Source organism: Paenibacillus sp. J22P143 (assembly GCF_059692035.1).
Genome location: NZ_JCAUAQ010000015.1, coordinates 50,420 through 63,365 on the forward strand (window position 1 = coordinate 50,420; position 12,946 = coordinate 63,365).

17 protein-coding genes are annotated in these 12,946 nt (G+C 42.9%); 10 read left to right on the plus strand and 7 right to left on the minus strand.

From position 1 onward, the window contains the following. Window positions 1-6: 6 nt before the first annotated feature. Window positions 7-810 carry an SDR family oxidoreductase gene (locus tag AC58PQ_RS19365; RefSeq protein WP_497244353.1) on the plus strand — a complete coding sequence of 268 codons (804 nt, stop codon included), beginning with the start codon at window positions 7-9 and terminating at the stop codon, window positions 808-810. 54 nt (window positions 811-864) lie between these two features. Here the strand turns inward: AC58PQ_RS19365 and AC58PQ_RS19370 are convergent, their stop codons facing one another. Next, a complete protein-coding gene (locus tag AC58PQ_RS19370; protein WP_028558591.1) occupies window positions 865-1,110 on the minus strand; it encodes a NifU family protein in 246 nt (81 codons plus the stop codon). A gap of 96 nt (window positions 1,111-1,206) precedes the next feature. On the opposite strand from AC58PQ_RS19370, the gene AC58PQ_RS19375 reads away from it, so the two are divergent. After that, window positions 1,207-1,461, plus strand: a complete 255-nt coding sequence (locus AC58PQ_RS19375; protein WP_497244355.1) for a YuzB family protein — start codon at window positions 1,207-1,209, stop codon at window positions 1,459-1,461. 15 nt (window positions 1,462-1,476) lie between these two features. On the opposite strand, the gene AC58PQ_RS19380 is transcribed toward AC58PQ_RS19375, so the two are convergent. Beyond that, complete coding sequence (locus tag AC58PQ_RS19380) at window positions 1,477-2,541, minus strand: NAD(P)/FAD-dependent oxidoreductase (protein WP_497244457.1); 1,065 nt, start codon at window positions 2,539-2,541, stop codon at window positions 1,477-1,479. A gap of 48 nt (window positions 2,542-2,589) precedes the next feature. Beyond that, window positions 2,590-3,696 carry an aminofutalosine synthase MqnE gene (gene mqnE, locus AC58PQ_RS19385; RefSeq protein WP_497244357.1) on the minus strand — a complete coding sequence of 369 codons (1,107 nt, stop codon included), beginning with the start codon at window positions 3,694-3,696 and terminating at the stop codon, window positions 2,590-2,592. Between the two features lie 339 nt (window positions 3,697-4,035). On the opposite strand from mqnE, the gene AC58PQ_RS19390 reads away from it, so the two are divergent. Continuing rightward, window positions 4,036-4,218 carry an aspartyl-phosphate phosphatase Spo0E family protein gene (locus tag AC58PQ_RS19390; RefSeq protein WP_497244359.1) on the plus strand — a complete coding sequence of 61 codons (183 nt, stop codon included), beginning with the start codon at window positions 4,036-4,038 and terminating at the stop codon, window positions 4,216-4,218. A 120-nt stretch (window positions 4,219-4,338) separates the two neighbouring features. Further along, the gene (locus tag AC58PQ_RS19395; protein ID WP_477591081.1) at window positions 4,339-4,710 is read left to right on the plus strand and encodes a HesB/IscA family protein; all 372 of its coding nucleotides are present in this window, start codon (window positions 4,339-4,341) and stop codon (window positions 4,708-4,710) included. 122 nt (window positions 4,711-4,832) lie between these two features. Here the strand turns inward: AC58PQ_RS19395 and AC58PQ_RS19400 are convergent, their stop codons facing one another. Together AC58PQ_RS19400 and AC58PQ_RS19405 are read right to left on the minus strand one after the other, a co-directional pair. Beyond that, entirely contained in the window at window positions 4,833-5,519 is a 687-nt protein-coding gene (locus AC58PQ_RS19400; protein ID WP_497244361.1) for a class I SAM-dependent methyltransferase, read from the minus strand. Window positions 5,520-5,594: 75 nt separating this feature from the next. Further along, on the minus strand, window positions 5,595-6,647 hold the full coding sequence (locus AC58PQ_RS19405; RefSeq protein WP_497244363.1) for a MerR family transcriptional regulator: 1,053 nt from the start codon (window positions 6,645-6,647) through the stop codon (window positions 5,595-5,597). A gap of 216 nt (window positions 6,648-6,863) precedes the next feature. On the opposite strand from AC58PQ_RS19405, the gene AC58PQ_RS19410 reads away from it, so the two are divergent. Both AC58PQ_RS19410 and AC58PQ_RS19415 read left to right on the plus strand, forming a co-directional pair. Then, window positions 6,864-8,018 (plus strand): sulfite reductase subunit alpha, encoded by a 1,155-nt coding sequence (locus AC58PQ_RS19410; RefSeq protein WP_497244365.1) that lies wholly within the window; start codon window positions 6,864-6,866, stop codon window positions 8,016-8,018. A gap of 206 nt (window positions 8,019-8,224) precedes the next feature. Further along, window positions 8,225-8,905 carry a glycoside hydrolase family 73 protein gene (locus AC58PQ_RS19415; protein WP_497244367.1) on the plus strand — a complete coding sequence of 227 codons (681 nt, stop codon included), beginning with the start codon at window positions 8,225-8,227 and terminating at the stop codon, window positions 8,903-8,905. 40 nt (window positions 8,906-8,945) lie between these two features. On the opposite strand, the gene AC58PQ_RS19420 is transcribed toward AC58PQ_RS19415, so the two are convergent. Beyond that, window positions 8,946-9,107 carry a mechanosensitive ion channel protein MscL gene (locus AC58PQ_RS19420; RefSeq protein WP_068664416.1) on the minus strand — a complete coding sequence of 54 codons (162 nt, stop codon included), beginning with the start codon at window positions 9,105-9,107 and terminating at the stop codon, window positions 8,946-8,948. A 343-nt stretch (window positions 9,108-9,450) separates the two neighbouring features. Between AC58PQ_RS19420 and sda the strand changes: the two genes are divergently transcribed. Together sda and AC58PQ_RS19430 are read left to right on the plus strand one after the other, a co-directional pair. Further along, window positions 9,451-9,606 (plus strand): sporulation histidine kinase inhibitor Sda, encoded by a 156-nt coding sequence (sda, locus tag AC58PQ_RS19425; RefSeq protein WP_310502381.1) that lies wholly within the window; start codon window positions 9,451-9,453, stop codon window positions 9,604-9,606. A 36-nt stretch (window positions 9,607-9,642) separates the two neighbouring features. Beyond that, window positions 9,643-9,825 (plus strand): hypothetical protein, encoded by a 183-nt coding sequence (locus AC58PQ_RS19430; RefSeq protein WP_497244369.1) that lies wholly within the window; start codon window positions 9,643-9,645, stop codon window positions 9,823-9,825. Window positions 9,826-9,914: 89 nt separating this feature from the next. Here the strand turns inward: AC58PQ_RS19430 and AC58PQ_RS19435 are convergent, their stop codons facing one another. Next, window positions 9,915-10,916 carry an NAD(P)/FAD-dependent oxidoreductase gene (locus AC58PQ_RS19435; protein ID WP_497244371.1) on the minus strand — a complete coding sequence of 334 codons (1,002 nt, stop codon included), beginning with the start codon at window positions 10,914-10,916 and terminating at the stop codon, window positions 9,915-9,917. Window positions 10,917-11,364: 448 nt separating this feature from the next. Here AC58PQ_RS19435 and AC58PQ_RS19440 point away from each other — a divergent pair, with 448 nt between their 5' ends. Continuing rightward, window positions 11,365-12,555, plus strand: a complete 1,191-nt coding sequence (locus tag AC58PQ_RS19440) for an NAD(P)/FAD-dependent oxidoreductase (RefSeq protein ID WP_477591069.1) — start codon at window positions 11,365-11,367, stop codon at window positions 12,553-12,555. A 27-nt stretch (window positions 12,556-12,582) separates the two neighbouring features. Next, entirely contained in the window at window positions 12,583-12,864 is a 282-nt protein-coding gene (locus AC58PQ_RS19445) for a hypothetical protein (RefSeq protein WP_477591067.1), read from the plus strand. Window positions 12,865-12,946 lie beyond the last annotated feature (82 nt).

The following is a 12,946-nucleotide window of genomic DNA, read 5'->3' on the forward strand; positions in this document are numbered from 1 at the left end:
GGGACCATGCCATTAAGAGGTCGAACAGTGCTTGTTACAGGCAGTGCCAAGGGTTTAGGCAAAATGACGGCATTGACCCTAGCCAAGAAGGGCTGTCAGGTCGCTGTCAATTATGTAACAAGTGAGAAGGAAGCTGCTGAGCTCGTTCATCAATTGACTGAAATGGGTGTTCGCAGCATCGCTGTACAAGGGGACGTAGCTAAACGCGAGGATATTATCCGCATGGTGGAAGAAACGGTCTCAAAGCTAGGGCCGATTGATATACTTGTGAACAATGCAGGGCCTTTTGTTCGTGAACGTCGCTTTTTCGCAGACTATAATATGGACGAAATTGACTATTTAGTGCGTGGGAATCTGCTTGGTGTAATGGAGCTAGATCATCTCGTGCTGCCGCATATGAGAAAGAATCGATGGGGGCGCATTATTCATTTCGGCTTCGGCAAAGCAGCTGAAGCGAGAGGATGGACGCATCGGGCTGCTTACGCGGCTGCCAAGGTAGGGTTGGTCTCCTTTACCAAAACATTAGCCGAGGAAGAAGCCGCGCATGGCATTACGGTGAATATGATCTGTCCAGGTGATATTCGCGGACAGAACAAAGAACGCACGATGGAAGAAGCGCGCTTAGAAGTAGACGGGGAAACGCCGGTAGGAAGACCAGGAACGGGGGAGGATGTGGCACGAGTTATTGATTTCCTCTGCTCACCGAATTCTGATTTCATCACAGGCAATATTATGGATATCTCAGGCGCATTGGATCCCATTCAGCCTCTGCCGGTTCTCAAACAACGTAAGAACGACATAGAACCTTAAACAGCAAAAAGAGCTTACCCTAGAGGTAAGCTCTTTCTTATGATATAGTCGTTACTAGAATACCTGTACGACTTCTGTTATGCCCTCTACTTCTTCAACCAATGCACGCTCAATACCAGCTTTCAGTGTGATTGTTGAGCTTGGGCAGCTTCCGCATGCACCCATAAGTTTCAGCTTAACAATTCCGTCTTCCACATCAACTAGATCGACGTCACCGCCATCACGTTGTAGAAAAGGACGAAGTTTATCTAAAACCTCAAGAACTTCATCGTAAATCGCTTCTTTGGTTTTTTCTGTCATTTGATTCATCTCCTTTCTTTAACTATTATAGTACAATACGCATTAAATGAAAATGGTTAAGGGCTTGAAACTATCAACATGGGGTGGAATTTTTACATGAGACCAATTATTGAATTTTGTGCCAGCAACATGCACACAGGAACAGATAAAGTGATGAAAGACCTCGAACAAAATCCGGAATTCGATGTCATGGAATACGGCTGTCTGGGCAACTGCGGCCAATGCTACATGGAGCCTTACGCTTTAGTTAACGGCGAAATCATTGCCGCAGAAAGCGCGGAGAGCCTCCATATTCGCATTTTAGAAAAAATCAAAGAGATCGAAGCCATGTACGACTTACTTAGTGAATAAGCAGATAACGTAATCCTAACCGAAGTGGCGTTTGGATTTCCATAACACGCCGCTTTTCAGCATACGAGCAATTTTACCTGTCATTAACGTACGTTTTCCCATAATGCCGAAGCCGCTCTTTTTACCAAGTGAACCGAGCGTGCCTCTTAGCTTGATTTTGCCAAGTCGAGGTGTATCGCCTTTCCAAATGGCCTGAATCGCTTCTGCAATTTGCTTACCTTGCGCTTGTGCAGCTTGAGCGCTTGGTGAGAAGGGTAATGATGCACAGTCACCAACTACGAAAACTTCCTCAAAGTCTGGAATTTGATGGTATTCATTTAACAGAATACGCCCTTGGCGATCTTTTGGTACATTCAAAGCTTCCACAATAGGTGTTGGCTGAATACCGGCCGTCCAGATCGTCGCATCTGTGCGAATAATCTCATCTTGATTGTACAAATCGCCACCGTCTAATCGAACTAAGGTTACTTGTGTTCGCAGCTCGATATGATGCTCGATCATCCATTCACGCACGTACTGCTGTAGATTCGTTGGGAAAGCTGAGAGTAGACTTGGACCACGATCAATTAATCGGATGTTCAGGTCAGGGCGGCTTTCGCGCAGCTCTGAAGCCATCTCAACGCCGCTAAGTCCTCCGCCAATGATGGAAACTTGCCCATAAGGGTTTATATTATTAATTTTCTGATAGGTTGCACGCGTTTGCGCCAGTGTTTGGATACTGGAGGAAAACTCTTGTGCGCCGACAATGCCATGATAACTATCCACACAACCAAGTCCAATGACTAGCCAGTCATAGGAAAGGGGTTCTTTGTCGTGAAAGTTGATTTGTTTCGTCCCGAGATCAACGCCAGCAACCTCACCATACACAATCTGGAGTCGCGAATCATCCGGATAGGCAACACGAATATGAGTTTCAGCAATTGTGCCAGAAGCGAGCGCATAATATTCGGTTTTCAAGCCTTGAAATGGACTTCGATCAATCATAATAAGTTCTGTGTCGTCTGGTAAATCTTTTTCCAACAAATTTAAAGCTATGGTCAGACCGCCATAGCCTCCTCCTAGAATGACAAACTTTTTCATAGCCAACCAATATCCCTTCTTCTGAACGATGATCTGATCTATTCTCTATTATCTCTCATACACTTTGATTTCATTATAAAAGGTGTCGCGTTCAACCGCGACGCGGCCGGAACCTTGAATGAGCCATACGAGCTCATCGCGCGTAAGACCTTCTGGGGAAAGTGCGCCAGCGGCATGTGAAATTTTTTCTTTCACAATCGTACCGTGTGCATCTGAAGCGCCGAAAGTAAAGGATAGCTGCGTAAGCTTGGTTCCGATATTGATAAAATAAGCTTTAATGTGCGGGAAATTATCCAGCATTAAGCGGCTAATTGCTATGGTTTTCAGCTCGTCCCAAGCAGGAACACGTCGTTTAAGACCAGCATTCTTACTTGCTGGCTGTACGGAATTCGGAATGAATACAAGGAAACCGTTTGTTTCGTCTTGCAGCTCACGCAGCAGAATCATATGGCGAATCCGTTCTTCCTTCGTTTCAATCGAACCGTAGAGCATCGTTGCATGTGTTTTCATACCAAGAAGATGAGCTTGGCGATGAACATCCAACCATTCTTCCGTTGATGCTTTTTCAACCTTCATTTTGGCACGGTAACGCTCCGTTAGAATTTCTGCACCGCCGCCAGGAAGGGTGGAAAGTCCAGCATCCATTAATGTTTTGAGCACATCACGGTAGCTTAAGCCGCTAATACGGGAGAAAAATTCGATTTCAGCAGCCGTATGAGCTTTAATCGTAACGTCCGGATAGGCTTGTTTCAATTGACGAATGCAATCGACATAATACTCGAAAGGCAGATGAGGGTTATGCCCCTGACTGATATGGAATTCTTTAATTTCAGGGTTAAAATTTTCAGCAATATAATCTAACATTTGACTAGGCGTTAGCGTGTAGGAACCTTCTTCGCCCTCGTCGCGGCGGAAATGACAAAAAGAACAATGCTCTTCGCATACATTCGTGAAGTACAGACTCATATTTTGTACAAAATATACCTTGTTTCCATTCAAACGTGTATTCACTTTATTAGCTAATTGACCAATGGTTAAGAGGTCGTCAGATTCATATAAGAACAGCCCGTCTTCCATGGTCAGACGTTCGCCGTTCTCAACTTTATCAGCAATCTCAGCCATCCGTTTGAGCGGGTCTACTGTCGTAATACTCATGCTCCCATGCCTCCTATGAACATATAATTAACTGCATAATGAAACGACGCAGCCAGAATCTATAAGCAGTTGCGTTGGTGGTGTGAGTTGCTCGCGTACCTGTCAACCAGTTCGGTTAAGGAATTCACACCTAGTTTTATAACGATACAAGCTATCTATCCCTCTTATTATAAACCTCCTAGTTAGGAGGGGCAACATCGGAACATTGAAGATAAATCGACAATCTTATGCGTGTGCAATATTTTTTCGATGAAATTGGCGAAATGTTATTCCCAATATTAGCAAATTCCTGTATACTGTTGCAATGTGATTACGTAAGGGCTAAAGGTGATAATAATCGTGCTACCATTATTCGTGACCGAACCGCAGGAACGACTTCATATCAAAATTGAACAGCTTCGAGGCAAAATGGTTAGTTTGGGAACCTCCTATGGTTTCCAACATCCTGACGTGCAGAAATGCAGTCGTGATCTGGACCAGCTGCTATTGCAGTATTATGCCACAGGACGTACTAAACAGTGAACAGCTGCCCTTGAGCATCGGTTGGATTAGGAGTATACTTATAGCAAGCACTTCGTATACCAATGCCAGTTTTCCTAAGTATGTAAATATGTAGGGAAAAACCAAGGAGGGATTTCCATTATGATTAACATAAGTGAATCAGCAAGTGAGAAAATTAAAGAACTTTTGGCTTCTGAAGAATCACCAAAGCTATTCTTACGTCTTGGCGTGAAAGCTGGAGGCTGCAGCGGCTTTTCCTATGGAATGGGCTTTGATGATGATCAAAAGTCTGACGATAAAGAATTTACCATTCACGGCCTGAAGGTCGTTGTAGACGAGGAAAGCGCTAAGTATTTATACGGCGTCCAAATCGACTTTGAAGACAAAGGCATGGGCGGCGGTTTTACCATCAACAACCCGAATGCAGTAGCATCGTGTGGGTGCGGATCTTCCTTCAAGCCAGCGGATTATGAAGGAACACCTGAGCCGTGTGATGATAAGGTCGAGGCATAAAAATAAGTAAAATGAACCTTCTGAACTTGTGGGTGTGGTAAACACACCCACAAGTTCAGAAGGTTTTTCTCAATGCTGAGCCATTTTCCAACTATAAGTTGAGCAAAGGGAACCAACGACGGCTACACCTTTAGCCACCAAACACCGGCACACTCAGGCAACTCAATCAATTGCTCACTGACAACCTTATCGGCTATCGCGTCTCCAAAGAAAAATCTCGTAAGCATCTCCGCTTCATCTACGCTTTCAAACGTATAATCGGTCCGTATCCATGTATGAGAAAAATCATATTCGGTCTTCAATAGCCTATAATAATTCAACAAGAAATCAGGCGGATTGGGTGATTCGAAGCCTGTTCCAAAGTTCTCGAGAATAATCATCGTACCATCAGGGCGTAGAACTCGTCTGATTTCGCCCATAATTTGGTGAATATTGGCTTCCCAATGATCGACATCAGAATTTCCAAGATAGCAAATACTCCATCCTGAAACGATTAAATCGGCACTTTGATCTTCGATAGGTAATTTCCTATGGTCGGCAACTTGTGTTCGCCAATTTTGTAGTCCTGCCTCTTGAAGATGATCTGCCGTAATTCGCAGCATGGATTCGGATTCATCTAAAGCTATTATGGACTTTGCTTGTGGAGCGAGAATACGGGTTAATCTCCCCGCCCCTGCTCCCATGTCTATGATGTCTAGACCTTCAACGGGGATGATTGCTTGGATAGTTTCAAATAAGCTTGCTTGCTTGGAAACGAGTCGTTCATACATCTCAGCTTGATTGGCATAAATGTCTGCATGATGGGGCACGGTTATTTCCTCCTTAAGATAATGTTAGACATTGTCATCATAATGTGTAACGTAAGGAGAAGGTCAAGACATCGTTTACTTAGGTTTAATGGGAACCGCATATACGATATACAGCAAATCGTTGAGTTTCGCATGCTTTGTAATGTAACCATTTTCGTCAAACCAAGTTAGCAGGGAGGTGCAGAAAGCATAATGCTTATCTTGCATCGTGGTTAAGAGATCTTTTCCCCTGTTCTCATGCTGTCTATTCAAGTAATGTTCTTTGGCTAACTCATCCTCGAACATTAAATCTGCAATGCAAATTCTTCCGTGGGATTTAAGTACGCGGCGCATTTCATCCAGCGCTAGCAGCTGCTGTTCGTTGGAAATATGATGAAAAGCTAACGATGAAACGACAAAATCAAATTGGTTATCCATGTAGGGAATGGCCAGGAAATTCCCGAGTTTAATTTCCATTTGCGGATGTTTACTTTGACATTGTTTCATCATTTCTTTGGATTGATCTACACCAGCCATGAGAATGCCATTTTGCAGAAAACGTTGTGCTAAATTACCTGTACCTGTGCCAATATCGAGTCCCTTTTCACCAACCCTCGGTTTTACCCATTGAAGTGTTAGATCAAGAACTTGCTCGTACCCATTATATTCGTTGTCATTATGTAAAACCCGTTCATCATGAGTCAAAGCTTGTTGATCGAAGTTCCAAGAATCTTTCCAATTTTTGCGCATTTCTCGAAGTCGTTTAGAACCCTCAGCGAGTGTGAAAATATCATCTAACGGAAGTGAGTTGTTCTGTTTCAGAAGGTCAATCATGGTATCTGTCGTTTCGATAATTTGTTTGAATTCCAGCCATTGAGCAAAAACAACAGAACGTTGCATTTCTAAATAATATTGAAGCTGCTCTTTGTCTTCTGCATCAATTTCTAGGAATACTTTTTGAATATCGGCAACGGACATGCCTGCTTCCCGAAGCGAAATAATCGTTTGTAACCGCCATACTTCTTTTTCTGTAAACTTTCTATATAAATTATTTTCCTGCTTAGACGGTGAAATAAGTCCTTTGTCTTCATAGAAGCGGATGGCCCTTGGAGTTATATTCAATTTGCTAGCAACATCTTTAATTTGCATAATTTCACCCTTTCTCTCACATTAAATAAACATTAACGTAAGGGAAAAGTAAATAACAATTCGGCTTGTAGAATAAACAATTGGCCTCTAATTAAGACAAATTGATTAAATTTTTCGAAAAAGTTAAAAATTCATAATATGGTTAATTAAAAAACATTCCTAAGTTGAGCGGCATGTGCTATTCTAAGAAAAAAATAATTTCTGGAGTGAAGAGAAATGCAAGTTACTGATGTCGAAAAAGTACCGTCCTTGTTTTCAAGAACCAATCCGTTTCAAGCGAAAGTGCTGAAAAATTTAAATTTAAACGGAGAAGGCTCCAGCAAAGAAACACGCCATATTGAGCTTTCACTCGAAGGCTCTGGCCTGTCCTATGTGCCTGGCGATTGCTTAGGCGTAGTTCCTGACAACGATCCTGAGTTGGTCGCTTCTATCCTTGAGGTTATGAAGTGGGATGCAGACACGGCAGTTGTCATTAATAAACAGAACGAAACGCTCCCGTTGAAAGAAGCGCTATTGAAGCATTTCGAGCTTACGCTGTTGTCCAGGAAAATCGTTCAGCAAGCAGCTGAATTTTCCGACAATGAAGCGTTGAAGCAGCTTGTGGCGGATTCGGAGCAGTTGAAGGCTTATGTAGACGGCCGCGATGTGCTCGACTTACTGAGTGAGTTTGGACCTTGGAAAGCTTCCGCGCACGAATTTGTCGCTTTATTAAGAAAAATGCCGCCACGCTTATATTCCATTGCAAGCAGCTTTGCAGCCAATCCGGGGGAAGTTCACCTCACGATCGGTGCTGTTCGCTACATAGCGCACGGCCGCGAGCGTAAAGGTGTATGTTCCGTGATGTGCGCAGAGCGCCTGAACGAAGGAGATACCGTTCCGGTCTTTGTTCAAGTAAACAAACATTTTAACCTACCGGAGTCCTCGGAGCAGGATATCATCATGGTAGGTCCTGGCACAGGTATTGCGCCATTCCGTTCCTTTATTCAAGAGCGTGCGGTAAGCAAAGCGACAGGCAAAGCATGGCTTTTCTTTGGCGACCAGCGCTCTGCGACAGATTTCCTCTATCAGGAGGAGCTTGAGCAATATCAACAATCTGGTGCACTGACCAAAATCGACGCAGCCTTCTCCCGTGATACGGCGCAGAAAGTGTATGTGCAGAATAAAATGCAGGAGAATAGCCACGAGCTATTCGAATGGTTAGAGCGCGGAGCTTACTTCTACGTGTGCGGCGATAAACAAAACATGGCAAAGGATGTTCACAACACCCTAATTGACATTATTGAAAAAGAAGGCAAGTTAAGCCGCGAAGATGCTGAAGCGTATTTGAATGGCTTGCAAGAGCAAGGACGTTACCAACGCGACGTTTATTAATTGAAATTAAATGAGGGTGTCCCAAAAGTCATGAAAATGACGGAGGGGCACCCTCTTCCGTTCTTGCAAACAAAAGAAACCGAGCTTTGGTAATAGTAGCTCTAATTCTATTCTATCCTCTATCAACTAGCCGTCTCCATTTTCCAATTTGTGGAATAAAATAGAATTAAGCAAGTACTAGTAGTTGCTAGAGGAGAGGGTGTCATATGGCAACAAGAAAGGATTTCATCGATCTCGTAGCACCGATTGCAGTGAAGCTGCGCTTTGAGGGCTCACCTGTGTTCCCGTCCGTCAGAATTGCACAAGCTATACTCGAAACCGGTGGTCAAATCAATGCGTGGAACAACTTGGTGGGACATAAGGTTGGAAGTGGTGTGCAGACGCCTTACTGGCGAGGAGATCGTGTGTCAGCAAGAACGTGGGAATTCATTAAAGGGGAGAATGTGGCGAATGCCATAGGGGACTTTCGAGCCTATTCATTCATCGAAGATGGATTTCGGGATCAAGATCTGTTATTCCAAGCTGCTCGCTATGCAGCAGTACGGTCAGCGAATTCCAAACTGGCTCAGACAGCAGCCTTACAGAACAGTGGATATGCGACCGACCCTGCGTATGCAAGTAAGTTGAATGCGATTATAGCAACAGAAGGGTTAACTTTCTTCGATGAGGAGGTCATACGGATGTTAGAAAAATTACAGGAACAAATCGCAGAATTAACGAGTAGAGTTCATTCGCTAGAGGAGCAGGCAGCGTTGACGGTCGTGCCGACATGGGCGAAGTCAGGCATTGATGCAGCAGTAAAGGCTGGACTGATCGACACACCGGAGAAAGGCAGCTACGATTTCTATCGATTATTGACTGTTTTACACCGGAAAGGGATTATTTAGATGTGGAAGGAGAGAGGCCGGGGGTGAAATTACTCTTTTCCTAGTAAACCATTCGGCCTTTAATACGTACGTTTTCGCCATATTTGGCTTGCATCAATTTCGTTTGCTCTTGCATATAGGCATAAATTTCTTTCAAACGATTCTTGCGCGGTTTAATAGTTTCTTTAATTTCTCCATTTAATACGATATCGTATACGATCATACTCGTTCATCTCCTTTTGGATTGTCTTTCTGGTATCATTGTAAACGAGAATTATTAAGGGACGATTAAAATTTCTTTTCAATTTTGTGAAAAAAATGAAGGTTATGTTAACAGAACGTGAAAAATACCTAAATTAGTGATCAATTTTTTTTATCGGCATTTGCCAAGTTTTGGATGTGTATAAGTTTATGCACATTATCCCCCTATATATTTCCTGCCTCTATGGTACATATTAACAATTTACCCACAGGATATGCACAGTTATCTGTGGATAACGGAACGCTTGTTCTATTAAAAACACCATGATACTATAAGTTTAAATTATAGAATATGGGTGATTTCAGTGAGACAAATTAGCGATGAGACGTTGATCGACTCTTATTACAAAGCACTAGATTTAAGATTAGAATCCGATTTTCTTGAACTTTTGCTCGCGGAAATTCAGAGACGTAAATTAAAGTTATCCGTGTTGGTTAAGGATGAGACACCACTCAATTAAAGTTCACTCAGCAGGTATTTGCAGGGGAAAGCTGGAATGACAGTCGGGACAATTCAAGAGATGAAGGCATTGGTTTTGGTTATTGTTGCTGCCATACTCGTTGGTCAAGGAAATGTCGTTCATCTCGTAAGGCGAATAGGGACCGAGCAAGTCACTCAGCTTACCATGGTCACACATACGCTGCGAGCACATAGGACAGTTGGTTTGCAATTCTCGTAAGCCATTACAAACTGGACATATAGATGACAAAGGGGTATTCCTCCTAATCCGTAGATTAGGTATAGAATACCCCTTTTTATTACCGAAAATTAAAATTTCAAGTTTGAGCTGTGTCCTGGTGAAAGCTTGGCACTTGGGTCGATGTAAACTTTCGCGTTATTAATTGCTGTAGGTGCTTCACCGAAGCCAACAGCAATCAATTTCAATTTGCCTGGGTAGGTCGTAATATCACCAGCTGCGAAGATACCTGGAATATTCGTTTCCATACGGGAATCAACAACGATTGACCCGTTTTCAATTTCTAGGCCCCACTCGGAAATCGGCCCAAGAGAGGAAACGAAACCAAAATTGATGATAACGGCATCGACATCGTGGATGCTTTCTTCGCCTGATTTAATATTTTTGAGGGTGATTTGCTCGATACGGTCCGAACCGTGAAGCTTCGTAATTTCCGTAGGTGTAACAACATTAACCTTGGAGTTCATGAGGTTCTCAACACTGTGCTCATGCGCACGGAATTTATCTCTACGGTGGATCAAAGTTACTTTCTCAGCAATTGGCTCAAGCATTAAGGCCCAGTCAACTGCAGAATCACCGCCGCCGCTAATCACAACTTTTTGTCCAGCAAAAGCATTCAAGTCACTTACGAAGTAATGTAGGTTTTTCTTCTCGAATTGCGCAGCTTCCGGTAATTCAAGACGACGCGGCTCAAATGCCCCAACGCCAGCTGTAATAATGACGGCATGGCTCAAATGAACACTTTTGTCCGTCGTGATTTCGAAAAGACGTTCTTCTTTCTTCACAACCCGATGTACCTTCTCTTCCAAGCAAATGCCGATAGGGAAGTGTTTCATCTGTGCAGACAAATTATTTACTAGCTCTTGTGCAGTTACTTTAGGAAACCCAGCGACGTCATAAATATATTTTTCGGGATATAACGCTGCAAGTTGACCGCCTAGTTGAGGCATACTTTCAATAATTTTCACAGATGCTTGACGCATTCCCGCATAGAAGGAAGCGAACATGCCAGCGGGACCACCGCCGATGACAATAATGTCAACGATTTCTTGATTTATTTCTCCCACGTTCATAATAGAACCTCCGATTTGGCCCGGATATGTGTAAGTATTCAGAATAAATCGATAATCATTATCATTATAAACGTCTCCTCTAATGAAGGAAACAGAAAATTTAAAATTCTTCTCCACATTTTAGAAGGCATAAGTTTTTCGAAAGAGGATTTCTCACATAATTCGCTTATTGATATGATAAGTAAATGCTTACATTCGCTAGATAGGCTAAAAGGGCCATATTGCTTGATTTTAAAGCAAAATAGCACTTGATATTTACTAATGAAAATTATATCATATCATGAGAATCGGTTTACACATGTTGTGACGAATTTCAGCCTGTTTCAACATAATTCACTGCGAATGCGAGCAAACTAGTAGCAGTATAATACTTTTGAAGCTGTTTGTGTAATTTTTCACAAGATAGAGAGACCATAGGACAAAATACGGATATGGAAGTGAGAGAGACATGAGTAGAATACCAAGAATCGTTATATTAGGAGCCGGTTACGGCGGAATTCTAGCTGCAATTCGTTTGCAGAAGGAATTGAACTACAACGAAGCTGATGTTACGCTTGTTAACAAGCATGATTATCACTACATTACAACACATCTTCACATGCCTGCAGCGGGGACGGATAATCCTGAAAATGCACGCGTGAACATTTTGAAGCTGATTGATGAATTTAAAGTTGATTTCGTAAAATCGACAGTCACACAAATTCGTCCGCATGAGAAAAAAGTAATTTTGGAAGACGGAACACTTTCCTATGACTACCTTGTTATCGGACTTGGTGGCGAAGCGGAAACTTTCGGTATTCCTGGCCTTAAAGAAAATGCTTTGAACATTCGCAGTATCAACAGCGTACGATTCATTCGTGAGCATATTGAATACCAATTCGCGAAGTACAAGCGTGAACCAGATCGTAAAGACTACCTAACTTTCGTTATCGGTGGAGCTGGATTTACGGGTATTGAGTTTATCGGTGAGCTTGCTGATCGTATCCCAATGCTTTGCAAAGAGTTCGATGTGGATCCTTCCCTTGTGAAGATTTATAATATTGAAGCAGCTCCAACAGCATTGCCAGGTTTCGATCCTGAGCTTGTTGAGTATGCGATGAAAGTTCTTACCGACAAAGGTATCACTTTCAAAATTGGTACAGCGATTAAAGAATGTACACCAGAAGGTGTTCTAATTGCTGGCGATGAGTTTATTAAAGCAGCGACGGTAGTATGGACTGGCGGTATCCGCGGTAACCATATGTTAGACGAAGCTGGTTTCGAAACGATGCGAGGAAGAATTAAAGTCAATGAGCATCTTCATGCACCAGGCTTCGATAATATCTATGTTGTGGGTGACTGTTCCATCGTGATGAACGATGAAGGCAGACCATATCCGCCAACAGCACAGATTGCTATGCAGCAAGGTGAAGCTGTTGCACACAACTTGATCGCGTCGATCCGTGGATCACAAATGAAAACCTTCAAATACTCGAACAAAGGTACAGTAGCTTCTCTTGGTAAAGGTCAAGCGATCGGTATCGTTGGTTCCCGTAAATTGAAAGGTAATGTAGCTGCTATGATGAAAAAAGTGGTTGATATGAGATACCTTTACATTATTGGCGGAATTCCGTTAGTTATACGTAAAGGACGTTTCTAGTCAAGGTTACCTAACGGGGGGATTGCCATGCGGCACTGCAGTGTCCAAGTAAGAGGACTTCTTACCCGGGATGAACTGGATCGTTACAATGCCTTGATCGAGGTCGGTCACTTCTTAGAGACTGAGAAACGTTACGATCATGTCGCTGTTGTCCAAAAGGAAATTGATATTCTCATTCTTCCTGCGATTGAACGTCTGAAGGAAAAAAGTCGTCAACGTGACCGTGATACGGAAGCGTATCTGGCGCGTAAAGCGCAGATGGAAGCTGAATTGGAAGCTGCTTTGCGAGACGACGAGGACGATGAATAAATGAGCCAAGAAGCATTGCCTCTGTATAAGGGCAATGCTTCTTTTTTGCTTTTTGTCATGGGAAGAATGAAAAAAGAGCAAA